Source organism: Kineococcus sp. DHX-1 (assembly GCF_042473625.1).
Classification (GTDB): Bacteria; Actinomycetota; Actinomycetes; order Actinomycetales; family Kineococcaceae; genus Kineococcus.
Map to the genome: position 1 here is coordinate 3,889,834 of NZ_CP170445.1, position 24,139 is coordinate 3,913,972.

Consider the following 24,139-nt stretch of genomic DNA (forward strand, 5'->3'; position numbering starts at 1 on the left):
GTGGAACTCCCGTCCCCACCAGGACGGCTCCGCGGACCGATGCCCCCGGCACCCCCGCCGGGGTTCGATCGACCCATGCGAATCCTCCTCGGAGCCGACACCTACGCCCCCGACGTCAACGGCGCCGCCGCCTTCGCGGGCCGCCTCGCCGCCGGGCTCGCCACCCGGCACGACGTGCACGTCGTGGCCCCCGGCCGCGACCTGCGCACGACGACGACGCGCACCGCCGCGGGCGTCACCGAGCACCGGCTGCCCGCCCTGCCCGTCGTCGCCGGCGGGACGGGGTTGCGGTTCTGCCCGCCGGTCGGGCTCGTCCGCGCCGCGACGCGGGTCCTGCGACAGGTCTCGCCCGACGTCGTGCACGTGCAGAGCCACTTCCTGATCGGCCGGGCCCTGGTGACCGCGGCGAACCGGCTGGGCATCCCGGTCGTGGCGACGAACCACTTCATGCCCGAGAACCTCACCCACCACGTCCGGTTCGGCCGGGCGGTGGAGCGCCGGCTGCACGCGTGGGCCTGGGCGGACGCGGCCGCGGTGTTCACCAAGGCCGACGTCGTCACCGCGCCGACCCCGTACGCGGCGGCCCTGGCCGAACGCGCCGGCGTCCCCGGGCCCGTGCTGCCCATCTCGTGCGGCATGGACCTGCGCCGCTTCTCCCCCGACCCCACCGGGCAGCGGCGGCGGGACTTCCGCACCCGGTACGGCGTGCCGGACCGGCCCACCGTCGGGTACGTCGGGCGCCTCGCGCCGGAGAAGAACGTGTCCGAACTCGTGGAGGCGCTCGCCCTCGTCCGGACGGTCCGGCCCGACGTCGACGCGCAGCTGCTGCTCGTCGGCGACGGGGCGCTGCGCCCGGCGCTGCTGCGGCAGGCCGCCGCCCTCGGGGTCGCCGACCGCGTCGTCTCGACGGGTTTCGTCCCCGAGGAGGACCTGCCCGCCGCGTACCTGGCGTGCGACGTGTTCGCGAACGCCGGGACGGCGGAACTGCAGTCGCTCGTCGTCCTGGAGGCGATGGCGTCGGGGTTGCCGGTCTTCGGGGTGGACGCGTGCGCGCTGCCGCACCTCGTCCGCGACGGCGACAACGGTTTCCTCTTCCCGCACGCCCGTCCCGCGGTGCTCGCCGCCCGGCTGGCCCTCGTCCTGGGCGAGGTCTCCGAGGACGCGCCCGACGGCCTGCACCGGCGGATGGGCCGGCGCAGCGCGCAGATCGCGGCCGGCCACGACGAGCAGGTGACGCTGGCGCGGTTCGAGGAGCTGTACGCCCTGCGGACGCCCGCCACCCGGGCGGTTCCGGCGCTCGCGGGAGGCCGGGTGTAGCAGGATGGTGGGGTGCCACCGACGCCGTCCACCGGGTCGACCCGGTCGACCGCACCCGGGACCTGCGCGTCGCCACCTTCAACACCTCCAGCCACCGCGGAGCCGACGGCCTCGCCGAGCTCGTGCGCACCGCCGCGCCGGACGTCCTGGCCCTGCAGGAGGTCGCCCCCGACCAGCGCGCCGGCTACGAGGCCCGCTACGGGGCGCAGTACCCCTACCGCAGCTGGAGCGCGACGAGCAGCCAGGGCGACGGCGACGCCGTGTGGTCGCGGTTCCCCCTGACGTCCGTCGTCCCCGTCACGGGACTGCCCGCCGGGGCCAGGCCCGCCGACGTCGTGACGCTCGACGTGGACGGGCGTCCCGTCGCCGTCGTCTCGGTGCACCTGGCCTCGCCCTGCCTGTTCTGCACGGCGCGGGCCGTTGCGCGCAGCCCCGCGGGGTCGACGGGGAACGCGGCCCGCGTCCGCGTCGCCGAGGCGCGCCGCTACGCCGACGTCGCCGCGCAGCGCCGGGCCGCCGGTCAGGCCGTCGTCGTCGCGGGGGACCTGAACTCCGCAGAGTTCAACGAGCCGTTGCGCGAACTGCGCTCCCACGGCCTCCTCGACGCGCACCGCGCCGTCGGGACGCGACCGGGCCTCACGCGCGGCGCCTCCCCGGGGTTCGCACGGGTCGACGTCGTGCTCGTCGCCGGGTTCGACCCCGTCGACACGTTCGAGGGGGCGCCGGGCGGCAGCACGCACTCCCCCGTCGTGGCCGACCTCGCCTGGCCGCGCTGAAACTCCCTGGAACCCCGCGGCGGGGGCGCCTACCGTCGCCCGGGTGACGAGTGACCTGTGGGGCCCTGACGTGGCCCGCACCTACGACGAAGACTCGAGCGGGATGTTCGCCCCCGAGGTCCTCGGGCCGACGGTCGACGTGCTGTCCGACCTCGCCGGGTCGGGCCGCGCGCTGGAGTTCGCGATCGGCACGGGGCGTGTCGGCCTCGCCCTCGCCGCCCGCGGGGTGCCGGTCTCGGGCATCGAACTGTCGCCCCACATGATCGCGGAACTGTGCGCGAAGACGGCCGCCGGGGCCCCCGCCGTCGAGGTGGTCGAGGGGGACATGGCGACGACCCGCGTGGCCGGGGGGTTCTCCCTCGTCTACCTCGTCTTCAACACCGTCACGAACCTGCTGGAGCAGGACGAACAGGTGGAGTGCTTCGTCAACGCGGCCCGGCACCTGGAACCCGGGGGTGCGTTCCTCGTCGAGACCTTCGTCCCGGAACTGCAGCGGCTGCCGCCCGGGGACTCGGCCCGCCCCTTCGACGTCTCCCCCGAGCACCTCGGGTTCGACACCTACGACCTCGTGGCATCCCGGCTGACGTCGCACCACGTCCGGTTCGGTCCCGACGGGACGGCGTCGAGGTTCGCCTCGCACCACCGGTACGCCTGGCCGGCGGAGTACGACCTCATGGCGCGCATCGCCGGGTTGCGGCTGGAGAGCCGCTGGAGCGGGTGGGACCGCTCGGAGTTCACGGCTGCGTCGCGCTCGCACGTGTCGACGTGGCGGACACCGCGCTGAGGAACTCCCCGATCCGGCGCAGCCCCTCGGTGAGTTCGGCGCGGGAGGCGGCGTAGGACAACCGCACGTGGGTCTGCGCCGTCCCCTGCGCGGACGCGAAGTCGCGCCCCGGAGTCAGCGCCACGTGGTGCTCGGCCAGGGCCCGCGCGCAGAACTCCCCCGCGTCCAGACCGCTGGACCGGACGTCGAAGTAGACGTAGAACGCCCCGTCCGGGACGACGGGGACGGGCAGCCCCAGCGCGTCCAGACCCTCCAGGACGAGGGCGCGGCGGGCGGCGAACTCGAGGCGCCTCTCCTCGCAGACGGCGAGCGAGCCCGGGGTGAAGCAGGCCAGCGCGGCCTGCTGCAACGGCGTCGAGGCGGCGATGAAGTAGTTCTGCGCCAGCCGCTCCACGGGTTCGACGAGCGCGGGCGGCAGGACCGCCCAGCCGAGCCGCCACCCCGTCATGCCGAAGTACTTCGAGAAGCTGCTGACGACGACGGCCTCGGGGTCGGCGGCCAGGACGGTCCGGGCGGGCGTCCCGTCGGGCGCGGGGTCGGCCAGGTCGAGGTAGATCTCGTCGACGACCCGCCACGCGTCGCGGGCGGCGACCTCGGCGCACAGCGCCGCGAGTTCGCCCGGGGGCACGGAGGTCCCCGTCGGGTTCGACGGTGAGGCGACCATGACGACCGACGTCGCGGGGGTCCACGCCCGCCGGACCGCGTCGGTGGACAGCTGGTAGCGGTCCTCCGGCGTCGTCGGCAGCGTGAGGGCCCGGCCGCCGAAGGTGGAGATCAGCTGCCGGTTGCAGGGGTAGGACGGGTCGGCGAGCAGGACGTCGTCGCCGGGGTCGACGGTCGCGGCGAGGACGAGCAGCAGGGCGGCCGACGCCCCGGACGTCACGGCGATGCGGGCGGGGTCGACGTCGACGCCGTGCCGGTCCCGGTAGTTCCGCGCGATCGCGGCGCGCAGCTCGGGCAGCCCGAGCGCGGGCGTGTAGGGCAGGGGACGCCCGTCGGCGACGTCGCGCAGCGCGGCGAGCACCTCCGGCGGGGCGCCGAAGTCAGGTTCGCCGATGCTCAGCCGGACGACGTGGTGACCCTGCGCGGCGAGCTCGGCGGCGCGCTGGCCGATCGCGAGCGCGTGGAACGGCTCGGTCGTCTCGGCGCGCTGGGACAGCTTCACGCCCGGCCTCCCCCGCTCGCGCGCACCCCGGTCTCGTCGTCGTCCTCGGGGGGCACGCGGCACCAGCGTTCGACGACGAGGCCCGCGACGAGGAGCAGCGCCGAGACGACGACGTCGCCGACGGCCACCCACGCCTCGGACCGGCGGGCGGCGATGTGCAGGGTGGGCAGGTAGTGCACGCCCCAGCCGAGGAACACCCCGACGAGCAGGGCGCCCGCGACGGAGGCCGCCTTGGCCAGCGCGGCCGTGCGGGCGGCGCGCAGCGCGTCGATGCGGCGGCTCTTGTCGCCGTCGACCCACTGCTTGACCGGCCAGCCCACGCCGAGGACGGCGAGGACGAGCAGCCCGATGGTGAACGTGGTGCGCCACATGAGGTCCGGTTCGGCGTGCCCGCCGGCCACCCAGACCTGCAGGCCGGACCAGGCCCCGACGGCGGCGAGGAACCCGAGGGCGAGCAGCAGCCCGGGGCGGGTCGGCTTCACGCGGGTTCCTCCTCCAGGCGGCGCAGCAGGTCGGCGACGCGACCGCCGTGCGGTCCGGGCAGGGCGGCGTCGGGGTCGAGCTCCAGCCACGGGCCGAGGACGAAGTCGCGCTCGTGGGCGCGCGGGTGGGGCAGGACGAGCCCGTCCTCGTCCAGCACGGTGTGGCCCACGGTGACGACGTCGACGTCGATGGGCCGCGGTCCGTCGTGCACCTTGGTGCTGCGGTCCAGGCCGAGCCCGGCCTCGACGGCGTGCGCGGCGGCGAGCAGCGCGTGCGGGTCGAGGTCGGTGCGCACGAGGACGACCGCGTTGAGGAAGTCCGGCTGGTCGGGCACCGCGCCGACGGGGGCCGTCTCGATGGTGGTGGAGACCGCGTCCACGGTGATGCCGTCGGTGGCGGCGAGGGCCTCGACGGCAGCGTGCAGGGTCGCGGCGCGGTGACCGACGTTGGCGCCGAGCGCCAGCACGGCCCGGGCCCCTCCCGTCCCCCGCGTCACGAGCGGCTCCTGCGGACGCACAGCTCGACGTCGGCGAAGGGCACCGGGACGGGCGCCTGCGGCTTGTGGACGACGACGTCGACGGCGGCGACCCGCGGCGACGCGGCCAGGGCGACGTCGGCGAGGCGCTGGGCGAGCGTCTCCAGCAGCGCGACGGGCTCGCCCACGAGGACGGCGACGAGGTCCTGCGCGAGCAGGCCGTAGTGGACGGTCGCCTCCAGGTCGTCGCCCGCAGCGGCCTCACGGGTGTCGAGGTGCAGCGCGACGTCGAGCGCGAAGTGCTGCCCCAGCTCGCGTTCGGCGTCCAGGACGCCGTGCCGGCCGCGGCCGGACAGCCCGCGCAGCACGATGCGGTCCAGGGGGCGGCCGTCCGCGTCGAGGACGGCGCCGGCGGCGTCGAGGGAGCTCACGGCACGCTCACCCGCGCTGCCTCGCGCCAGGCGCCGACGACACGGACCGCGGCGACCGAGGAGGCGACGTCGTGCACGCGCACGCCCCAGACCCCGCGCTCGGCGGCCAGCCCGGTGACGACGGCCGTGGCGGCGTCCCGCCCCTCCGGCGGGGGCACGGCTCCGTCGGGCCCGGTGAGCAGCGCACCGAGGAAGCGCTTGCGCGACGCCCCGACGAGCAGCGGCAGCCCTAAGCGCTCGAGCTCGTCGAGGCGGGCGAGCAGGGCCCAGTCGTGCTCGGCGCGCTTGGCGAACCCCAGGCCGGGGTCGAGCACGATGCGGTCGCGGTCGACCCCGGCCGCGGTCACCGCCTGCAGGCGGGCCTGCAGTTCGGCGCCGACCTCGGCCACGACGTCGTCGTAGGTGGCGAGGGAGTTCATGACGTCCGAGGCCCCCCGCCAGTGCGAGAGCACGTAGACGCAGTCGAGCCCGGCGACGGTGGCGGCCATGTCCGGGTCCGCCAGCCCGCCGGAGACGTCGTTGACGACGGCCGCCCCGGCCCCGACGACGGCGCGGGCGGTCGCGGCGCGCATGGTGTCGACGCTGACGGGCACCCCTGCGGCGACGAGGCCCTCGACGACGGGCAGGACGCGGCGCAGCTCCTCGGCGGCGTCCACGCGCGTGGCGCCCGGGCGGGTGGACTCCCCGCCGACGTCGACGAGGTCGGCGCCCGCGGCGTGCAGCGCGATCCCGCGCGCGACGGGGTCGTCGGTGTGCCGGCCGCCGTCGGAGAAGGAGTCCGGCGTGACGTTGAGGACGCCCAGGACGCGCGTGGGTCCCGGCGCGAGGAGGGGGTTCACCGGTGGCCCGCGACGATGAGGCTCATCGCCTCGGCGCGGGTGGCGGCGTTGCGCAACGACCCGCGGACGGCGGAGGTGACGGTCTTGGCGCCCGGCTTCCGGACGCCGCGGTAGGTCATGCAGGAGTGCTCGGCCTCGACCACGACGATGACGCCGCGCGGGTGCAGGTGCTCGGTGAGGGCGTCGGCGACCTGCGTCGTGAGGCGTTCCTGCAGCTGGGGGCGGCGGGCGTAGACGTCGACCAACCGGGCCAGCTTCGACAGCCCCGTCACCCGGCCGTGCTCGCCCGGGATGTACCCGACGTGCGCGACGCCGTGGAAGGGCAGGAGGTGGTGCTCGCAGGTGGACTGGACCTCGATGTCCTTCACCAGCACGAGCTCGTCGTGCTCGAGCCCGAAGTCGGTGACGAGGACGTCGGCCGGTTCGAGCCACAGGCCCGCGTAGAGCTCGGTCGCCGCCTTGGCCACCCGTTGCGGGGTGTCCCGTAGGCCCTCGCGGTCCGGGTCCTCACCGATGGCGAGGAGGAACTCCCGGACCGCGTTCTCGGCCCGCGCCCGGTCGAACGACCGGCTGCCCGCGGCCGGCGTCCCCGTGCTGCTCACGACTGCTCGTTCGACCCGTTCTCGTAGTTCACCGGCGCCTGGAACCCGCCGGCGTGACCGTTCAGCTGCCCCCGGGTGTTCACCGGCGGGATGTCCGAGACGTGCCGGCGCTCCGACGACAGCCACACCGGACGCTGCGGGCGCTTCACCACGGGGGCGAAGATCTCCGCGAGCTCGGCCTGGTTCAGCGTCTCCTTGTCCAGCAGCGCGACGACGAGCGCGTCGAGGACGGGACGGTGCTCGACGAGCACCTCCCACGCCTCGTCGTGCGCCGCCTCGATGAGCCGGCGCACCTCCTCGTCGACGATGCCGGCGAGACCCTCGGAGTAGTCGCGCTCGTGGCCCATGTCGCGGCCGAGGAAGACCTCGCCACCGCCGGAGCCGAGCTTGATCGCCCCGACGCGTTCGCTCATGCCGTACTGGGTGACCATCTTGCGGGCCATCCCGGTGGCCTTCTCGATGTCGTTGCTCGCCCCGGTCGTCGGGTCGTGGAACACGAGCTCCTCGGCGACCCGGCCGCCGAGGGCGTACGCGAGCTGGTCGAGGATCTCGTTGCGCGACGTCGAGTACTTGTCCTCGGTCGGCAGGACCATCGTGTAGCCGAGCGCACGACCGCGGGGAAGGATCGTCACCTTCGTCACCGGGTCGGTGTTGGCCATGGCCGCCGCCACCAGGGCGTGACCGCCCTCGTGGTAGGCGGTGACCCGCAGCTCCTTCTCGTTCATGCGGCGCGTGCGCTTCTGCGGACCGGCCATGACGCGGTCGATCGCCTCGTCGAGCGCGCTGTCGTCGATGACCTTCGCGTCAGCGCGGGCCGTCAGCAGCGCGGCCTCGTTGAGGACGTTGGCCAGGTCGGCGCCGGAGAAGCCCGGCGTGCGGCGGGCGACGGCCTCGAGGTCGATGTTCGGCGCGAGCGGCTTGCCCTTGCCGTGGACCTGGAGGATCTTGTGGCGGCCCTCCATGTCCGGGGCCTCGACGGCGATCTGGCGGTCGAAGCGGCCAGGGCGCAGCAGGGCCGGGTCGAGGATGTCGGGGCGGTTCGTCGCCGCGATGAGGATGACGTTCGTCTTGACGTCGAAGCCGTCCATCTCGACGAGCAGCTGGTTCAGCGTCTGCTCGCGCTCGTCGTGCCCGCCGCCCATGCCGGCACCGCGGTGGCGACCGACGGCGTCGATCTCGTCGACGAAGATGATCGCGGGGGCGTTGGACTTGGCCTGCTCGAAGAGGTCGCGGACGCGGCTGGCGCCGACACCGACGAACATCTCGACGAAGTCCGACCCGGAGATCGAGTAGAAGGGCACGCCGGCCTCACCGGCGACGGCCCGGGCGAGCAGCGTCTTGCCGGTGCCGGGCGGGCCGTAGAGCAGGACGCCCTTGGGGATCTTGGCCCCGACGGCCAGGAACTTGGCGGAGTCCTGGAGGAACTCCTTGATCTCGTGCAGCTCCTCGACGGCCTCGTCGGCGCCCGCGACGTCGGCGAACGTCGTCTTGGGGGTGTCCTTTGTCATCATCTTGGCCTTGGACTTGCCGAACTGCATGACCCGGCTGCCGCCACCCTGCATCTGGCTCATGAGGAACCAGAACAGGAGGATGAGGAGCAGGATCGGCCCGACGGTGAACAGCAGCGACTGCAGGATGCCGGTCGTCGGCACCTCGTCGGTCACGCCGTCCGGCGGCGGGTTGTCGTTGAGCTCAGTCAGGACCTCGGTCCCGCGCTGGGAGATGTAGTACGAGCGGACCGACGTGGCGCCGTCGACCGTCTCACCGGACTTCAGCGTGAGGTCGATCCGCTGGTTGCCGTCGGTGAGCGTCGCCTTCTGGACCTTGCCCTGCTCGATCAGCTGGATCGCGCGGGTCGTGGAGACTTCCGCCGTCCCGCTGGACGCGAAGAAGGAGGCGCCGATCGCGACAGCCGCGATCGCCACGACGATCCAGAGCCACGGGCCCCTGACGATGCGCTTGAGAGTGTTGGGCATCTGTGAGGGGTCGCCCCCCCGTCCCTCCTGCTCGTTCCTGCCTGACGTTCGACGGTACACCGCGCCACCGACACGCCGGTGACGCTCCTGGGAGCCGACGACGTGACGGAGGCCCGGGCACCCTCGCCGCAGGTCCTACGCCCATCGAACGGGCGGGACGGGGACGCTGTTCCGCCGGGCTCCTGCCGTTTCGCTGTGAGCTGAGCGACAGTCGGCCGACCGTCGGCCAGGTGGGGGCCCAGCCGGCCGCGCTCCTCAGCCGACGCCGAGGCGCGAGAACGCCCCGAGGACGGTCCGCTCGGACTCCGTCAGGTACTCCTCCAGCTCGCGCGCCGCCGCGGTCCCGCCGTCGGCGGCGAAGGTGTCGAGCACCGAGCGGTTGCGGGCGACGAAGCGGCCGTGCAGCGTCTGCGGGTCCCCGATGAGCAGGAAGGCCAGGCGCAGCTCGGCGGCGAGCTGCCGGTACAGGCGCAGCAGGCGCGGGCTGTCGGCGAGGGAGACGAGGGCCTCGTGGAAGGCCATGTTCGCGGTGCCGACCGCGACCCAGTCCCCCTTCGCGACGGCGACGTCCGCGGCGTCGACCGCGGACCGCATCCGCTCCACGGCGGGGTGGGAGACGTCGGCGCGGGCCAGCACCCCGGTCTCGACGTGCCGGCGGACGCGGTAGATGTCGAGCACGTCGGCCACCCGCGGCGAGGTGACCGACACCCCGCGGTGCGGGACGTGCTCGAGCAGGCCCTGCTCGGCCAGCACGCGGAAGGCCTCGCGCAGGGTGTTGCGGGAGACGTTGAAGCTTTGGGCGAGGGCCGCCTCGGACAGGCGCTGGCCGGGGCGCAGCTCCCCCGCCACGATCCGCGCGCTGAGCAGCCGGGCCAGGGTGCCCCCCGCCTCGCCGCCCGTCGCGCCCTCCAGGCCGCCGTCGGGCGCGGGGGTCAGCGTGGCGGCCTCGGTCACCTCGCCATCGTAGGTGGCCGGCCGCACGCGACCAGCGGGACGCGGAGTTCACACGAACGCAACACGGCGCAACACGTTGTTCAACAATCTGCGCCATTGTGTTCTTCAACCAGCGGTGACAGAGTGCTGCCGCCCGGCAGCCCCGCCCGCAGCAGCGTCGCCACGTCCCCGGGAGCCCCCATGACCGAGCGCCCCGCCCAGGAGAGCGCCAGCACCGCCACCGACTCGAGCTCGTCCCTCAGCACGACGCGCAGGAGGCCGGGCCGAGGGCCCGTCGTCGGCGCGATCTTCCTCATGGCCACGTCCGCCATCGGCCCGGGGTTCATCACCCAGACCGCGACCTTCACCGCCACGCTCGGGGCGGCCTTCGCCTTCGCGATCCTGCTGTCGATCCTCATCGACTTCGCCGTCCAGATGAACGTCTGGCGGCTCATCACCGTCACCGGCAAGCGCGCGGGCGACCTGGCCAACAGCGCCGTCCCCTTCTCCGGCCACGTGCTGACCGTCCTCATCGTCGTCGGCGGCCTGGCCTTCAACATCGGCAACATCGCCGGCGGCGGGCTCGGCCTCAACGCCCTGCTCGGGCTCGACCCCAAGGTGGGCGGCCTCGTCACCGGGCTGCTCGCGATCGCGGTGTTCCTCTTCAAGCGGGCCGGGACCGTCGTGGACCGCGTCGTGCTCGTCCTGGGGGTGGGCATGATCGTCATGACGGTGGCCGTCGCCATCGCCTCCGGGCCGCCCGTCGGCGACGCCTTCCGGCAGACCTTCGTGCCGGACACCGTGAACTTCGCGACGATCACGACGATCGTCGGCGGCACGGTCGGCGGGTACATCACGTACGCCGGCGCCCACCGCTACCTGGCCTCCGGGCAGACCGGCCCCGAGCACGTCCGCGCCGTCCACCGCGCGTCCGTCACGGGCATCCTCGTCACCGGCGTCATGCGCTACGTGCTGTTCCTCGCCGTCCTCGGCGTCGTCGCCTCCGGCGTCGCCCTCGACCTCTCGGGCCGCGCGGCCAACCCCGCGGGCCAGGCGTTCGGCGCCGTCCTCGGCGACGCGGGCATCCGCATCTTCGGGGCGATCTTCTGGGCCGCGGCCCTCACGTCGGTCATCGGCGCCGCCTACACCTCCTCGACGTTCCTCTCCACGTTCTCCCGCCGGCTCGCCGGCGGGTGGCCGCTGCAGCTCACGACCGTCGCCTTCATCGTCGTCTCGCTCGTCGTGTACCTGGTCATCGGCACGGCACCGGCCGCACTGCTCGTGTTCGTCGGCGGGTTCAACGGGCTGATCCTCCCGATCGGCCTGACGGTGTTCCTCTACATCGGCTGGTTCCGGCAGCGCGACGTGCTCGGCGGGTACCGCTACCCCGTGTGGCTGCTCGTCGTGGGGACGGTCGCGCTGGCGATCAGCTTCTTCATGGCCTCGCAGTCCGTCGGTCCCGTCTTCGACTTCCTGTCCGCCTGACCCCGCCTCAACCCGGAGGAAACCCGTGTCGACCCTCGACCTGAACTCCGACCTCGGGGAGAACACCCCCGACCGTCCCGTCTCCGACGACGCGGCCATGCTCTCCGTCGTCTCCAGCGCCAACGTCTCCTGCGGGTTCCACGCCGGCAGCCCCGAGGGGATCCGCGAGACGGTGCTGGCCGCGTCGCGCGCCGGCGTGGCGATCGGCGCCCACCCCGGGTACCGCGACTACGAGAACTTCGGCCGCGAACGCCTCGACCTGCCCGCGGCGACGTTGCAGGCCCACGTGGAGTACCAGCTCGGTGCGGTGTGGGCACTGGCCCGTTCGGTCGGCGACGCCGTCGTCTACGTCAAACCCCACGGCGCGCTCTACAACACGATGGCCGTCGACGAGGCGACCGCGGCCGTCGTGGTCGCGGCGGTGAAGGCCGTCGACCCCACGCTGGTCCTGCTGGGCCTGGCCGGCGGGGTCGCCCTCGACGTCGCCGACCGGGCCGGGCTCGCGACGGCGGCCGAGGCCTTCGCCGACCGCGCCTACACACCCGCGGGGCAGCTCGTCTCGCGCAAGGAACCCGGCGCGGTCCTGCACGACGCCGACCTCGTGGCCCGGCGCATGGTGCGGCTCGTCGAGCAGGGCGTCGTCGAGGCGGTCGACGGCACGGACGTCCCCGTGCGGGCCCAGTCGCTGTGCGTCCACGGCGACAGCCCGGGCGCGGTCGCGATGGCCAGCGCCGTCCGGGCCGCCCTGACCGGCGCGGGTGTCGAGATCGCGCCGTTCGTCGTGCGGGCCGCCTGATGGTGGCGCTCGCCCCGTCGGTCCTGCGCTCGGCGGCCCAGGACGCCCGCGCGGCCTACCGGGCCGGACGCGTCGAACCCACGAGCGGCGTCGCGCCGGGGTTCACGCAGGCGAACCTCGTCGCCGTCCCGGCGGACTGGGCGTTCGACCTGCTGCTGTTCGCGCAGCGGAACCCGCAACCCTGCCCCGTGCTCGACGTCCTGGAGGTCGGGCAGGTCGAGTCGGCGCTCGCGCCGGGGTCGGACGTGTGCACCGACCTGCCCGCGTACCGGATCTTCCGCGACGGGGAGGTGGTCGAGGAGGTCGCCGACGCCACGCCGTACTGGCGGAACCTCGTGACCCTGCTCATCGGCTGCAGCTTCACGTTCGAGACACCGCTGCTCGCCGCCGGGATCCCCGTCCGCCACCAGGAACTCGGCCGGAACGTCCCGATGTACCGGACCGACCGGGCGTGCGCACCCGCCGGCCGGCTGCGCGGCGACCTCGTCGTCTCGATGCGCCCCGTCCCCGCCGGCCAGGTCGCCGACGCCGTGGCGATCACCGGCCGGTTCCCCGCCGTGCACGGGGCCCCCGTCCACGTGGGGGACCCCGCGGAACTGGGAATCGGCGACCTGGGCTCCCCCGACTTCGGCGACCCGCCCGTCGTCCGCGACGGCGAGGTCCCCGTGTTCTGGGCGTGCGGAGTCACGCCGCAGGCGGCGCTGCTCGCCTCGCGCCCGCCGTTCGCCGTCACCCACGCACCGGGGCACATGTTCGTCACCGACGTCCTCGACCGCGAGTACGACACCGGGGTGGGGGCGGCGTGAGGTTCCTGCCCGTCAGCGACACGGCCGTCGTGGTCGAACTGTCCGACCTCGACGAGACGACGCGGTTCTTCCCCGCGCTCCTCGCCGCCGACCTGCCCGGGGTGCGCGAGGTCGTACCCGCGGCCCGCACGGTCCTCGTGGTCTTCGACCCCCGCGCGACCACGCCCACCGACCTCGTGGCGCGGCTGCGTGCCGTCGAACCGGCGTCCGAGGTGGCGTCCGGGACGCGGTCGGTGACCGTCGAGGTCCGTTACGACGGCCAGGACCTCGACGAGGTCGCCGTCCTGCTGGGGTGTTCGGCCGAGGAACTCGTCCGGCGGCACCAGGCGGCGACGTGGACGGTCGCGTTCACGGGGTACGCCCCGGGTTTCGGCTACCTCGTCGGGGACGACCCGCTGTTCGACGTCCCGCGCCGGTCGTCCCCGCGCACCCGGATCCCCGCCGGTTCCGTCGGCCTGGCCGGGACGTTCTCCGGGGTCTACCCACGGGAGAGCCCGGGCGGCTGGCAGCTGATCGGCCGCACCGACACGGTCATGTGGGACATCGACCGCGACCCGCCCGCACTGTTCGCGCCGGGGACGACGGTCCGGTTCCGGCAGGTCGACCGGGACCTCGTCCAGGTCAGTGCGCCGCGCCCGGAACCCGTCGCGTCGCCGTTCTCGGTGGAGGTCGTCTCCCCGGGGGTGCAGCTGCTGCTGCAGGACCTCGGACGCCCGGGGCACCTGGCCGAGGGCGTCGCCGCCTCGGGAGCCGCCGACCGGGCCGCGGTGCGCACGGCGAACCGCGCCGTCGGGAACTGCGCGGACACCGCCGTCCTGGAACTCGCCGGCGGCGGGGCCGTGCTGCGGTTCACCGGCGCCGGCGTGCTGGCCCTGGCCGGGGCGGAGACCGACGCGACGCTGGTGGCGGTGGACGGGACGCGTCTCCCCGTCCCGGCCGCGCAGCCCGTGGCCGTCGAGGACGGCGACAGGTTGCGGCTCGGGGCCCAGCGGTCCGGGGTGCGCACGGTCGTCGCGGTCCGCGGGGGGTTCCGCGTTCCCGCCGCGCTGGGGTCGCTGGCCACGGACACGTTGTCCGGGGTCGGCCCGCGACCGCTCGCCGCCGGGGACCGCGTCGCGCTGCACGGGCCCGCGGCCGCCCCGCACGCCGTCGACCCCGGACCGCACCCCGTCACGGAACTCCCCCGCAGCGGGCAGGTCGTCGAGCTCGACGTCGTCCTCGGGCCGCGCACCGACTGGTTCACCGACGAGGCCGTGGACTCGCTGCTCACCCAGGAGTGGGAGGTCACGCCCCGGTCCGACCGCGTCGGCCTGCGCCTGGCGGGGACCCCGCTGGAACGCCGCCGCGAGGGGGAACTGCCCAGCGAGGGCGCCGTCACCGGTGCGATCCAGGTCCCGCCGGACGGGCAACCCGTCCTCTTCGGCCCCGACCACCCCCTCACCGGCGGGTACCCCGTCGTCGGGGCCGTCGTCGACGCCCACCTCGACCTCCTGGGTCAACTGCCCCCGGGCGCCCGCGTCCGCTTCCGCCCCCGCGCCCCCTTCGCCGACCTCTGACCCAGCCCCGACCCGCGTGGAAAACACTCTTTCCGCCCCTGTGGGGGCGTTTCGAGGGCGGAAGGAGTGTTTTCCACGCAGCACCGTGACCGTCTGAACACCCGGAGGTAGCAGTCGTGAAGACCGTCCTGATCGCCAACCGCGGCGAGATCGCCGTGCGCGTCGTCCGCGCCGCCGCCGAGGCGGGGCTGCGGTCCGTCGCCGTCTACGCCGACCAGGACGCCGGCGCCCTGCACGTCCGGCTGGCCGACGCGGCGGTCGCGCTGCACGGCACCTCGGCGGCGGAGACGTACCTGGACGTGGAGGCCCTGCTGGCCGCCGCGGAGAGCTCTGGCGCGGACGCCGTCCACCCCGGGTACGGGTTCCTGTCGGAGAACGCCGAGTTCGCCCGGGCCGTGGAGGCCGCGGGCCTGACGTGGATCGGCCCGGCCCCGGAGACCATCGAGGCCCTCGGCGACAAGGTGACCGCCCGCGCCATCGCCCGCGACGCCGGCGCCCCCCTGGCCCCCGGGTCGACGAAACCCCTGGCCGACGCCGCGGAGGCTCAGGCGTTCGCCGACGAGTTCGGGCTGCCGGTCGTGGTGAAGGCCGCCCACGGCGGCGGCGGTCGCGGGATGCGCGTGGCCCGCACGCGCGAGGACATCGCGGACGCGTTCGAGTCCGCGACGCGGGAGGCCGTCGCCGCGTTCGGTCGCGGCGAGTGCTTCGTGGAGAAGTTCCTCGAGCGGCCCCGGCACCTGGAGGTCCAGGTGCTCGGCGACGGGAAGGGGTCCGTCACCGTCGTCGGGGACCGCGACTGCTCGCTGCAGCGCCGGAACCAGAAGCTCGTCGAGGAGGCTCCCGCCCCCGGGTTGAGCGACGAGGAACGCGAGACGATCCACCGCGCGGCCCGCGACATCTGCGCCGCCGTCGACTACCGCGGCGCGGGGACGGTGGAGTTCCTCCTCGGTGCGGACGGCACGTTGTCGTTCTGCGAGGTGAACACCCGCCTGCAGGTGGAACACCCCGTCACCGAGCTCGTCACGGGGACCGACCTGGTGCGCGAGCAGTTCCGCATCGCCGAGGGCGCCGGCCCGTCGTTCGCGACGACGCCCGAGCCGCGGGGTCACGCGTTCGAGTTCCGGGTCAACGCCGAGGACCCGGGGCGGGGCTTCCTGCCCTCACCCGGGCTCGTCGAGGAGCTGCGAGTGCCGTCGGGTCCGGGTGTGCGGTGGGACGGCGGGGTCGAGACGGGCGACACCGTCCAGGCCGCGTTCGACTCCCTCGCCGGGAAGCTGCTCGTCCACGCCGCCGACCGCGACACCGCGCTGGCCCGCGCCCGACGCGCGCTGGCGGAGTTCCACGTCACCGGGATCGCGACGGTCCTGCCGTTCGCGGGGGCCGTCGTCGACGAACCCGACTTCTCGACGGAGGGTTTCGCCGTTCACACGCAGTGGATCGAGACCGAGCTCATGCCGCGGCTCGAACCCCAGCTGCGACCGGCTCCGGTGCAGGGGGCGGCCCTGCGCCGGTTCGGAGTCGAGATCGACGGGCGGATGGCGACGGTCGGGCTGCCCGCGGAGTTCCTGGCCTCGCTCGGGTCCGTCGGTCCCGGGACGGCCGAGGCGGAGACGGGAGCGGACGAGGACGCCCTGGCCGCCGCGGCCCCCGGGACGCTGACGAGCTGGCTCGTCGAGGACGGCGCCGAGGTCGCGGCGGGCCAGGACGTCGTCGTCGTGGAGGCCATGAAGATGGAGGCGCGCGTCGCCGCGCACCGGGCGGGGACGCTGCGGCGGGTCGCCGAGGAGGGCGCCGCGATCGGGGCGGGCGAGGTGCTCGCGCGGATCGGGTGAGGACCGCGGCAGAGTGGGCGTCGTGATGTCCGTCGACCTGCACTCCGTGTTCCGCAACACCCGGGACATCGACACCACCCTGCGCACGTTCGTCCTGCGCGCGGCCGCCAGCGGGGAGCCGACCGCGGAGATCATCTGCGGCAAGGGCGAGGGCAAGCTGCGCGCCCGCGTGCTGACGTACCTGCGGCAGCCGCAGATCGCGAAGCTCGTCAAGGGGGCCGCGGTCGACCCGGACAACGAGGGCCGGGTCGTCTTGCGGTTCTGAGGGTCCTCAGCGCACGCGGTGGGCCGCTGCGTCGACCAACGTGCGTGCTTTCCGCAGTGCCGCAGTGCAGTTGCTCGCGGACACGTTCCTCAACCCGTAGTGACCCGTGTCCTTGAGGTCGAGCACCTCCCGCAACGCTCTCGCCAGTGCGGCGTCGCCGGTGGTCTCCTGCAGGAGGGTGATGGCCTGACGATGGTCCTGACCGCGCGACCGCACCCCGGCCGCGAAGCAGCAGATCGCGTCCGCCGCAGCGATGGCGGCGAGCACGGCGTTGCCAGTCGCGACGGTCGCGGCCTCCGCCACGTACTCGGCCTGTATGAGGTCGGCCGCTTCCAGGTACAGCCGAGCTTGCCGCAACCGGGTCCGGGCATCCGCTGGGGTGCAGTCGCCAGTACGTGGTCCGAGACGGCTCATGCCGCTGTTCCAGCGGTGAGCAGTGCCCGCAACGACGGCCCCGCGAGGACACGACCGTCCTGGCGCAGGCTGGCGATGAGCGGCTGGTCCTCTCGGACGGCGGTCGCCAGTTGTGAGCGGCTGACCTGGACGAACTGGACGGAGTTGCCCGTCATGACCTCCAGAGCCTGCCCCGTCGCGTGCACCTGGTCTCCCCACGGGCCGTCGACGTCGACGGTGTCGTCCCGCACGAGCAGGACGTCGAGGTCGCTGTCGGGGCCGGCCTCGCCCCGCGCCCACGACCCGAAGAGGACGACGGCCCTCGCCGGCGGGTTCCAGGCGGCCAGCCGGTCCACCAGGAATGCCTCGACGGCCGGCGGCGAGCCCACCGCCGCCAGGACAGCGGCGGCGAGCACGTGCTGGCGGTTGAGGGCGTAGAGGACTGCCGAGCCGGCGTCCTGTGCGGTCACGAGACCGTGCTCGACCAGGCGGTGCAGGCAATCTCGGCTGCGTGCGTAGGAACGGCGGCTGAGGGTCGCGACCGCGGCTCCGCTCAGTGGACGGTGCGTCCCGGCGAGCACCTGGAGGACGTCCGCGTCGACCGTGGGCGCGATCGTACGGAGGGGGTTCGACGCATCCACGGCACAAGTATCGCTATGCCGATAGCGCTATCGCAATAGCGACAGCAGGTGGATGCGTGTGCTCGACGACGACCCCGGACGAGGACGTGTCGTCAGCTGTAGACGTGCGGCGCCAGCGTCGCGACGCAGTCCAGGTTGCGGTACTTGTCCGCGAAGTCCAGGCCGTAGCCGACGACGAACTCGTTGGGGATGTCGTAGCCGATGTAGGACACGTCGACCTCGACCTTGGCGGCCTCGGGCTTGCGCAGCAGCGCGCACACCTTGACCGAGGCGGGGCCGCGGGAGGACAGGTTCGCGAGCAGCCACGACAGCGTGAGGCCGGAGTCGATGATGTCCTCGACGACGAGCACGTGGCGGCCGGAGATGTCGGTGTCGAGGTCCTTGAGGATCCGCACGACGCCGGAGCTCTTGGTGCCCGAGCCGTAGGAGCTGACGGCCATGAAGTCCATGGACAGCGGGATGCTCATGGCGCGCGAGAGGTCGGCCATGACCATGACCGCGCCCTTGAGGACGCCCACGAGCAGGACGTCCTTGTCGGCGTAGTCGCGGTCGAGCTCTGCGGCGAGCTCGGCGATGCGGGTCGCCACCTGCTCCCGGCTCAGCAGGACGTGCTCGAGGTCGGTCCCGGCGGTGGCGGCGTCCACGCAAGTCTCCCGTGGGTCATCGGTCTGGGTGGGGGGTGAGCACGAGCCTGCCACACGCACGAGCGCCCTCCGCACCGCCCGGCAGGTGCACGGGCCCCTGCCCGCGCCAGTCCAGCAGCAGCGCCTCGAGCGCGTCGACGTGCCCGGCCGTGAGCGCGCTCGCGGAACAGCCGACGGCGAGCGCCGCGGACCGCAACCACCGCCGGCGGAGGGCGGCCGGGGCGGCGAGGAGGTCCTCGACGGGGGCCGACCCGTCGGCGAAGGGGTCGGCGTCGGCGGCCAGGGCGTCGAGGGCGTCGGCGTCGTCGCGGGCGGCGCGGGCCGTCCGGGCCAGGGCCGCGGTGACCCCCGGCCCGAGGGCGGACTCCAGCAGCGGCAGCACGTCGCGGCGCACCCGCACGCGCAGGAACCGGTCGTCGGCGTTGGCGGGGTCCTCCCAGACGGGCAGGTCCTCGTCCGCGCAGGCCCGCCGGACGGTCGTGCGCGCCACGCCCAGCAGGGGGCGGCGGAACAGTCCGCGGGCGGCGGCCATCCCGGCCAGGGACCGCGTCCCGGACCCCCGGGCCAGTCCGAGCAGCACGGTCTCGGCCTGGTCGTCGAGGGTGTGGGCGAGCAGCACGGCGACCGCCCCGACGTCGGCCGCGACGGCCTCCAGCGCGGCGTACCGGGCGGTCCGGGCGGCCGCCTCGAGACCACCCGTCCGGCCCACCGCGACCCGGACCGCGCGGACGGGATCGAGACCGAGGGCGTGCCCGAGGGCGACGACGCGGTCGGCGACGGCCGCCGAGTCCGGGTGCAGGCCGTGGTCGACCGTGACGAGCCCGGCCGGGCGGCCGGCGGCCCGCGCCTCGAACGCCGTGGCGGCGGCCAGGGCCACGGAGTCGGCCCCGCCCGAGCAGGCGACGAGCACCGGCCCGGGTGGCAGGTTCCGCAGGGAGTGCCGGACGGCGACCCGGACGGCCGCGACGGCCGCCGGGGGTCCGCTCACGGCTCAGCCGTGGACGCGGCTGACCCAGGCGGCCGGGTCGGCGATCTCGGCCGGCTGCGGCAGCTGCTCGGGCCCCGTCCACACCACGTTCAGCCCGTCCCAGCCGACCCGGGCGACGACCCCGCGGACGAACTTGGCGCCGTCGGCGTACTGGCGGGTCTTGGCGTCCAGGCCGAGCAGCCGGCGCAGGACCTGGTCCACGCTGCCACCGCCCTTGCGGCGCTGGGTGAAACGGGACCGGATCGTCGCCACGCTCGGCACCACCTGCGGGCCGACGTCGTCCATGACGACGTCGGCGTGGCCCTCCAGCAGCGACATGACGGCCACGAGCCGGGACACCCGTTCGCGCTGGGCGGGCGTCTGCAGGAGGTCGGCCAGGCCGATCCCGGACCCCTCCGTCGTGCCGCGCAGCACGTCCGGCAGCGACTGCAGGACACCGGCGAGGCGCTCGGACAGGTCCCGCGGCTGGGCCAGCAGCTCCCCGGACAGCCCGCGCGCCTCCGCGGTGACGTGCTCGCGCAGCCACGGGTTCGCCCCGAACTGCAGCCGGTGGGCCTCCTCGTGCAGGCAGACCCAGCGGCGGAAGTCGTGCGGGTCGACGCCGAGGTCGCGTTCGACCTGCACGACGTTGGGCGCGACGAGCAGCAGCCGGCCCGGTTCCACGCGGCCGGCAGGGGCGTCGAGGCCGGCGAAGACGTCGAACTGCCCGAGGACGCGGCTGGACAGGAACGCGATGAGGCTGCCGAGCTCGGCGCCCGTCGTCCGGCGCCCCACGGCCGTGGTGGCGCGGTCGACGGCCTGCCCGGCGCGGCCGGGGGGCGAGCCGGGGCGGTGCGGGACGACGACGGGCGCCAGCAGAGCGCGGAAGGCGTCGACGTTGGCCTGCGCCCAGGAGGCGCGGTCGACGACCAGGGCCGGCGGCATGGGGACGGGTGAGGGCAGGTGGGCGGTGCTCGCGACGGGTCCGGCGGCCTCGGCGGCCGCGGTGCGCAGCTCGGCGACGACGTCGTCGATCTCGGCGCGGCTCAGCTTCGGACCGGGGCCGACGAGGCGGCCGGCGACCTGGGCGGCGAGGTCGAAGTCGACGAGGTCGACGACGGACCGGCCCCCGAGCTGGACGTCCGGACCACCGTCGTCGACTCCGGTGCGAAGCTCAGCCACCCCCGGCCCGTCCCCGACCGCCTCGTCACCGCGTGCGTGCATGCCCGCACCGTACGCGGCGGCGGACCCTGCGCGGGACCGGGCACGAGGTAGCCGCCCACGCGTTCGGGCGCGGGGTCACCCCGTGCCCCCCGACCGACCGTCGGGACGGCGCTCTCAGCGGCAGCCGCAGCCCGCGAGCGCCGTGGCGAACCGGTCCTGGGCGCGGCGGGCGAGGACGGAGCCGCCCGGGGCGACGCTGTCGGACATCACGGCGAAGGCCAGCAGCCGCCCGTCGGTGTCGCGCACGAACCCGGCGAGGCTGCTCACTCCGGTGAGCGTGCCGGTCTTGGCGCGGACGACGCCCGCGGCGGCGACCGAGTCGGGCTGGTCGTACCGGTCGTGGAGGGTGCCGGTCACGCCGGCCACGGGCAGCCCCGCGGCGACGGGCCCGAGCTCGGGGTGCTTGCCGGCGGCGACGAGGGAGAGCACGTCGGTGAGGGCCCGGGCCGTGATCCGGGTGTCGCGGCCGAGCCCGCTGGCCCCCTGCAGCTGCACGCCGGTGACGTCGACGCCGAGGGCCGCGACCTCCTCCACGACGGCCGCGGAGGCGTCGTCGAAGGTGCCCGGGCGGTCCGTCGCCAGCGCGACGCGGCGCGCGAGCACCTCGGCGAGGGTGTTGTCGCTGGCGGTGAGCATGAGCTCGACCTGCTCCGACGTCGTCGCGGACGCGACCGACCCCAGCACCGCGGCGCCGGGCGGGGCCGCGGCCCGGGCGACGGGACCGCCGCCGGGATCGAGGACGGTGATGCCGTCGGCGGCCAGGGCCTGCGCGAACGTGCGGGCCGCGGCCATCGCCGGGTCGGCCGCGCGCGGGGCGTTCTCGGCGTCGGCGAGCCGGGCCTCGTCGACCGCCAGCGGCGCGACGGGCATGACGAACCCGGCGCCGACGTCCCCGGCGCCCCAGCCGGGCGAGGTCGTGGGACCGGTGAAGAGTCCGTCGTCGAGGCGGACGGCGACGGTCGTGCGTCCGGCCGCGCGCAGGGAGGCGGCCGTCTGGGCGGCGAGGTCGCCGAGGCCGGCGTGACCGTCGACGGCGTCGGGGTCGCCCGCCCCGGCCGCGAGCAGGACGTCCCCGCCGGCGACGAGGACGACCTCGTCGGGCGTGGCGCCGGCGACGACCTCCGTCCGGACGCGCGTGGTGTCGCCGAGGGCTCGCAGCGCGGCGACGGCCGTGAGGATCTTCGTCGTCGACGCGGGAGTGCGCGGGACGGTCTCGGCGGTGGCCAGCAGGGACCGGCCGGTGCTCGCGTCGACGACGCGCGCGGAGACCGAGGCGCCCAGGGTGGGGTCGGTGAGCAGCGGGCCGATCGTGCGGGCCAGGACGGCCGGGTCCGGGACGGGGGCGTCGGCGTCCAGGGCGGGCAGGACGGGCGTCGGGGACGCGGGGGGCCGCTGCGCGCCGGGGGCCGTCGGCAGGGGGCTCGCGGTCGGGGCGGGGGTGGTGGTGAGGGGGCCGGGCACGGCACCGGCGACGTCCAGACCCGCGTACCCGGCGGCGAGGACCACGACGGCGGCGCCCGAGGCCAGGACGGTCCGGACCCTGCGCACGCCGCTCCCCCGTCGTCGTCGGCCCGGTCACTCGTCACGGGCGGCGCACAGCGCGTCGCACCCGGTTCGTTCCAGAGCCCCTGTCTGCGCGACACTAGCGCGGTCCGTCGGCCGGGAGTCCTCCGGCCGACCGCGAACCACACCGTGACGGACGGGGTCGGGCGACCCCGGTCGAGAGGAGCCACGTGAGCACCCCAGTCGAGTTCGACGCGACCATCGAGATCCCCAAGGGTCAGCGCAACAAGTACGAGGTCGACCACGAGTCGGGCCGGATCCGCCTGGACCGCATGCTGTTCACGTCGACGCGGTACCCGCACGACTACGGCTTCATCGAGGGCACGCTGGGCGAGGACGGGGACCCCCTGGACGTCCTCGTCATCCTCGAGGAGCCCACGTTCCCCGGCTGCCTCATCACCTGCCGCGCCATCGGCCTGTTCCACATGCGCGACGAGGCCGGCGGCGACGACAAGATCCTCGCCGTCCCCGCGGGCGACCCGCGCTGGGCGAACATCCAGGACCTCGCGGACATCTCCGAGTTCGACCGCCTGGAGATCCAGCACTTCTTCGAGACCTACAAGGACCTCGAGCCCGGCAAGAGCGTGGAGGGCGCCAACTGGGCCGGTCGCGAGGAGGCCGAGAAGGAGATCCAGGCGAGCTTCGAGCGCGCCAAGGGCACCTCGTACGAGCTGGGCGCATCCAGCCACTGACGGCGCTCCGCGGGGGGGCTCGTTGACGCATCGCGCTCGTAGGTCGAGCTGGATGCGTCGACGAGCCCGACCCCCGACACCAGCGCGCGGACGACGAGGTCGGCGCGCGGGTGGGCGGTCAGGAGGGGCGCGTCCCCAGGGACATGAGCCCCGAGCGGTAGATCGAACTGGTCCGCACGTTCGCGCCGGTGTGCGGCGCCTCGACCATCGTCCCCGGCGCGATGACCATCCCGACGTGGTGGATGGTCGAGGGGTCCGAGGTGTCGGTGGCGTAGAAGACCAGGTCGCCCGGTTCGAGGTCCGCGAGGTCGACCTTGTCCTGGCCGGAGTACTGCATCCGCGAGGAGTGCGGCAGCGAGACGCCCGCCGCGGCCCAGGCCTGCATGGTCAGACCGGAGCAGTCGAAGGAGTCGGGGCCGTCGGCCGCCCAGACGTACGGCTTGCCGAGCTGGGCGAGCGCCCAGTCGACCGCGGTGCCCGCGCCCGCCGTCGGGGCGGCGGCCCGACGGACGGAGGCGGCGGACCCCCCACCGGCCGAGGCGGCGCGCGCGGCCGCCTGCGCGGCGGCCTGGGCGGCGGCGGCGGCCGCGGCCTGGCGCTCGGCCTCCAGACCGGCCTGCCGCTGCTGCTCGAGCTGCACGGTCGTCTGCTGCAGCGTCGCGAGCTGGGCGAGGAGCGCGTTCGTCTGCTGCTGCGTGGACGCGACCACGCTGTTCGCGGCGTCGGCGGCCTGCTGGGCGACGGCCTGGGCGGCGGCCGCCTTCGTCGTCGCGTCCTCCTGCGCCGTCTTGGCGGCGGCGGCCTGCGCGGCGGTGGACTGCGCCAGCGCCTTGGCGTCGGCGGCCTCCTGCTGCACGTCGGCCCGGTTGCCCGCGACGTGGTCGAGGGTGGCCTGACCGTCGACGTAGCCCTCGATGTCGCCGGTCGTCACGACGGTGGCCAGCGGGGACCACCCGTCGGAGACCCCGCGGTACTGCTCGGAGGCGACGCGGCCCAGCGCGGTGCGGGCCTGGGCGTAGGCGGCGGCCGCGCGGTCGGCGGCGGCCTGGGCGGCCGTGGCCTCGTCGGTCCGCTGCTGCAGGAGCGCGCGGGCCTCGTCGTAGTCCTCGGCGGCGACGGACAGCTTCGTCTGCGCGGCGTCGAGCGCGTCCTGCTGCGCGGCCAGCTGGGCCTGCAAGGAGGCGACCTGGGCGGCCTTGGCGTCGGCCGCGGACTGGGCCGCGTCGACGTCGCCCTGGCTGGGGTAGACGGGGTCGGCCGCCGCGGATCCCTGCAGCCCCGCGAGGGCGGCGACGGGGACGGCGGACGCGAACGCCAGCAGCAGCGTCCGGCGGGTGGTGCGCTCAGTCACAGTTGTCACCCAGAGTAGTCAGACCCGTCACAGCGTGAAGAGTAACCACCAGCCGCCCCGCTGGGAACACCTGGCCCGCGGTCGGTTGCGCGAACGAACGGGTGAGACGACCCCGAGGGTGCCGTTCCGACGTGTCCCGACCG

25 protein-coding genes are annotated in these 24,139 nt (G+C 74.8%); 10 read left to right on the forward strand and 15 right to left on the reverse strand.

What is annotated here, in order from left to right; translation table 11 throughout:
* The first annotated feature begins 75 nt into the window (after positions 1-75).
* The 3 genes from ACFEMC_RS18675 (at position 76) to ACFEMC_RS18685 (ending at position 2,877) form a co-directional block, all read left to right on the forward strand.
* Positions 76-1,317 (forward strand): glycosyltransferase, encoded by a 1,242-nt coding sequence (locus tag ACFEMC_RS18675; protein WP_380171016.1) that lies wholly within the window; start codon positions 76-78, stop codon positions 1,315-1,317.
* Between the two features lie 62 nt (positions 1,318-1,379).
* Complete coding sequence (locus ACFEMC_RS18680; RefSeq protein ID WP_380176875.1) at positions 1,380-2,093, forward strand: endonuclease/exonuclease/phosphatase family protein; 714 nt, start codon at positions 1,380-1,382, stop codon at positions 2,091-2,093.
* A 103-nt stretch (positions 2,094-2,196) separates the two neighbouring features.
* A complete protein-coding gene (locus tag ACFEMC_RS18685) occupies positions 2,197-2,877 on the forward strand; it encodes a class I SAM-dependent methyltransferase (protein WP_380176876.1) in 681 nt (226 codons plus the stop codon).
* Here ACFEMC_RS18685 and ACFEMC_RS18690 read toward each other — a convergent pair.
* From ACFEMC_RS18690 to ACFEMC_RS18725, 8 genes are all read right to left on the reverse strand, one after another.
* A complete protein-coding gene (locus tag ACFEMC_RS18690; protein ID WP_380171017.1) occupies positions 2,828-4,042 on the reverse strand; it encodes an aminotransferase class I/II-fold pyridoxal phosphate-dependent enzyme in 1,215 nt (404 codons plus the stop codon). The two genes, ACFEMC_RS18685 and ACFEMC_RS18690, sit on opposite strands and share 50 nt — an antisense overlap.
* Positions 4,039-4,524 carry a DUF3180 domain-containing protein gene (locus tag ACFEMC_RS18695; protein WP_367636647.1) on the reverse strand — a complete coding sequence of 162 codons (486 nt, stop codon included), beginning with the start codon at positions 4,522-4,524 and terminating at the stop codon, positions 4,039-4,041. Before ACFEMC_RS18695 ends, ACFEMC_RS18690 begins: the two co-directional genes overlap by 4 nt.
* A complete protein-coding gene (gene folK, locus ACFEMC_RS18700) occupies positions 4,521-5,021 on the reverse strand; it encodes a 2-amino-4-hydroxy-6-hydroxymethyldihydropteridine diphosphokinase (protein ID WP_380171018.1) in 501 nt (166 codons plus the stop codon). The genes ACFEMC_RS18695 and folK overlap by 4 nt, the downstream gene beginning before the upstream one ends.
* Positions 5,018-5,431, reverse strand: coding sequence for a dihydroneopterin aldolase (folB, locus tag ACFEMC_RS18705; RefSeq protein ID WP_380171019.1), 414 nt, complete (start codon positions 5,429-5,431; stop codon positions 5,018-5,020). Before folB ends, folK begins: the two co-directional genes overlap by 4 nt.
* Positions 5,428-6,270: a dihydropteroate synthase gene (gene folP, locus ACFEMC_RS18710; RefSeq protein ID WP_380171020.1), complete on the reverse strand. Its 843-nt coding sequence runs from the start codon at positions 6,268-6,270 to the stop codon at positions 5,428-5,430. The genes folB and folP overlap by 4 nt, the downstream gene beginning before the upstream one ends.
* The gene (gene folE / locus ACFEMC_RS18715; RefSeq protein WP_380171021.1) at positions 6,267-6,872 is read right to left on the reverse strand and encodes a GTP cyclohydrolase I FolE; all 606 of its coding nucleotides are present in this window, start codon (positions 6,870-6,872) and stop codon (positions 6,267-6,269) included. Before folE ends, folP begins: the two co-directional genes overlap by 4 nt.
* Positions 6,869-8,848, reverse strand: a complete 1,980-nt coding sequence (gene ftsH, locus ACFEMC_RS18720; RefSeq protein WP_380171022.1) for an ATP-dependent zinc metalloprotease FtsH — start codon at positions 8,846-8,848, stop codon at positions 6,869-6,871. The genes folE and ftsH overlap by 4 nt, the downstream gene beginning before the upstream one ends.
* Before the next feature lie 255 nt (positions 8,849-9,103).
* The gene (locus ACFEMC_RS18725; RefSeq protein ID WP_380176877.1) at positions 9,104-9,760 is read right to left on the reverse strand and encodes a GntR family transcriptional regulator; all 657 of its coding nucleotides are present in this window, start codon (positions 9,758-9,760) and stop codon (positions 9,104-9,106) included.
* A gap of 222 nt (positions 9,761-9,982) precedes the next feature.
* On the opposite strand from ACFEMC_RS18725, the gene ACFEMC_RS18730 reads away from it, so the two are divergent.
* The 6 genes from ACFEMC_RS18730 to ACFEMC_RS18755 all read left to right on the forward strand — a co-directional run bounded on the left by ACFEMC_RS18730 (position 9,983) and on the right by ACFEMC_RS18755 (position 16,521).
* Positions 9,983-11,266 carry an NRAMP family divalent metal transporter gene (locus tag ACFEMC_RS18730; protein WP_380171023.1) on the forward strand — a complete coding sequence of 428 codons (1,284 nt, stop codon included), beginning with the start codon at positions 9,983-9,985 and terminating at the stop codon, positions 11,264-11,266.
* A 25-nt stretch (positions 11,267-11,291) separates the two neighbouring features.
* Complete coding sequence (locus tag ACFEMC_RS18735; RefSeq protein WP_380171024.1) at positions 11,292-12,062, forward strand: LamB/YcsF family protein; 771 nt, start codon at positions 11,292-11,294, stop codon at positions 12,060-12,062.
* Positions 12,062-12,868 (forward strand): putative hydro-lyase, encoded by an 807-nt coding sequence (locus ACFEMC_RS18740; RefSeq protein WP_380171025.1) that lies wholly within the window; start codon positions 12,062-12,064, stop codon positions 12,866-12,868. Before ACFEMC_RS18735 ends, ACFEMC_RS18740 begins: the two co-directional genes overlap by 1 nt.
* Positions 12,865-14,424 (forward strand): 5-oxoprolinase/urea amidolyase family protein, encoded by a 1,560-nt coding sequence (locus ACFEMC_RS18745; protein ID WP_380171026.1) that lies wholly within the window; start codon positions 12,865-12,867, stop codon positions 14,422-14,424. The genes ACFEMC_RS18740 and ACFEMC_RS18745 overlap by 4 nt, the downstream gene beginning before the upstream one ends.
* 116 nt (positions 14,425-14,540) lie before the next feature.
* Complete coding sequence (locus ACFEMC_RS18750; protein ID WP_380171027.1) at positions 14,541-16,256, forward strand: acetyl/propionyl/methylcrotonyl-CoA carboxylase subunit alpha; 1,716 nt, start codon at positions 14,541-14,543, stop codon at positions 16,254-16,256.
* 25 nt (positions 16,257-16,281) lie between these two features.
* Positions 16,282-16,521: a Smr/MutS family protein gene (locus tag ACFEMC_RS18755; RefSeq protein ID WP_380176878.1), complete on the forward strand. Its 240-nt coding sequence runs from the start codon at positions 16,282-16,284 to the stop codon at positions 16,519-16,521.
* A 6-nt stretch (positions 16,522-16,527) separates the two neighbouring features.
* Here ACFEMC_RS18755 and ACFEMC_RS18760 read toward each other — a convergent pair whose 3' ends face one another.
* The 6 genes from ACFEMC_RS18760 to dacB form a co-directional block, all read right to left on the reverse strand.
* On the reverse strand, positions 16,528-16,935 hold the full coding sequence (locus ACFEMC_RS18760) for a hypothetical protein (protein WP_380171028.1): 408 nt from the start codon (positions 16,933-16,935) through the stop codon (positions 16,528-16,530).
* The gene (locus ACFEMC_RS18765) at positions 16,932-17,384 is read right to left on the reverse strand and encodes a nucleotidyltransferase domain-containing protein (RefSeq protein WP_380171029.1); all 453 of its coding nucleotides are present in this window, start codon (positions 17,382-17,384) and stop codon (positions 16,932-16,934) included. Before ACFEMC_RS18765 ends, ACFEMC_RS18760 begins: the two co-directional genes overlap by 4 nt.
* 263 nt (positions 17,385-17,647) lie before the next feature.
* Entirely contained in the window at positions 17,648-18,199 is a 552-nt protein-coding gene (gene hpt / locus ACFEMC_RS18770) for a hypoxanthine phosphoribosyltransferase (protein ID WP_367636633.1), read from the reverse strand.
* 16 nt (positions 18,200-18,215) lie between these two features.
* The gene (tilS, locus tag ACFEMC_RS18775; RefSeq protein ID WP_380171030.1) at positions 18,216-19,187 is read right to left on the reverse strand and encodes a tRNA lysidine(34) synthetase TilS; all 972 of its coding nucleotides are present in this window, start codon (positions 19,185-19,187) and stop codon (positions 18,216-18,218) included.
* A 3-nt stretch (positions 19,188-19,190) separates the two neighbouring features.
* Positions 19,191-20,390, reverse strand: a complete 1,200-nt coding sequence (locus ACFEMC_RS18780) for a zinc-dependent metalloprotease (protein WP_380171031.1) — start codon at positions 20,388-20,390, stop codon at positions 19,191-19,193.
* Positions 20,391-20,504: 114 nt separating this feature from the next.
* Complete coding sequence (gene dacB, locus ACFEMC_RS18785; RefSeq protein WP_380171032.1) at positions 20,505-21,938, reverse strand: D-alanyl-D-alanine carboxypeptidase/D-alanyl-D-alanine-endopeptidase; 1,434 nt, start codon at positions 21,936-21,938, stop codon at positions 20,505-20,507.
* Positions 21,939-22,123: 185 nt separating this feature from the next.
* On the opposite strand from dacB, the gene ACFEMC_RS18790 reads away from it, so the two are divergent.
* Complete coding sequence (locus tag ACFEMC_RS18790) at positions 22,124-22,645, forward strand: inorganic diphosphatase (RefSeq protein WP_380171033.1); 522 nt, start codon at positions 22,124-22,126, stop codon at positions 22,643-22,645.
* A 118-nt stretch (positions 22,646-22,763) separates the two neighbouring features.
* Here the strand turns inward: ACFEMC_RS18790 and ACFEMC_RS18795 are convergent, their stop codons facing one another.
* Complete coding sequence (locus ACFEMC_RS18795; protein ID WP_380171034.1) at positions 22,764-23,996, reverse strand: C40 family peptidase; 1,233 nt, start codon at positions 23,994-23,996, stop codon at positions 22,764-22,766.
* Positions 23,997-24,139 lie beyond the last annotated feature (143 nt).

Coding starts and splice junctions, on each gene's coding strand:
- ACFEMC_RS18755 (WP_380176878.1), top strand. CDS start 16,282: ATGTCCGTCGACCTGCACTCCGTGTTCCGCAACACCCGGGACATCGAC.
- ACFEMC_RS18685 (WP_380176876.1), top strand. CDS start 2,197: ATGTTCGCCCCCGAGGTCCTCGGGCCGACGGTCGACGTGCTGTCCGAC.
- ACFEMC_RS18730 (WP_380171023.1), top strand. CDS start 9,983: ATGACCGAGCGCCCCGCCCAGGAGAGCGCCAGCACCGCCACCGACTCG.
- ACFEMC_RS18675 (WP_380171016.1), top strand. CDS start 76: ATGCGAATCCTCCTCGGAGCCGACACCTACGCCCCCGACGTCAACGGC.
- ACFEMC_RS18740 (WP_380171025.1), top strand. CDS start 12,062: ATGGTGGCGCTCGCCCCGTCGGTCCTGCGCTCGGCGGCCCAGGACGCC.
- ACFEMC_RS18780 (WP_380171031.1), bottom strand. CDS start 20,390: ATGCACGCACGCGGTGACGAGGCGGTCGGGGACGGGCCGGGGGTGGCT.
- ACFEMC_RS18760 (WP_380171028.1), bottom strand. CDS start 16,935: ATGAGCCGTCTCGGACCACGTACTGGCGACTGCACCCCAGCGGATGCC.
- ftsH (WP_380171022.1), bottom strand. CDS start 8,848: ATGCCCAACACTCTCAAGCGCATCGTCAGGGGCCCGTGGCTCTGGATC.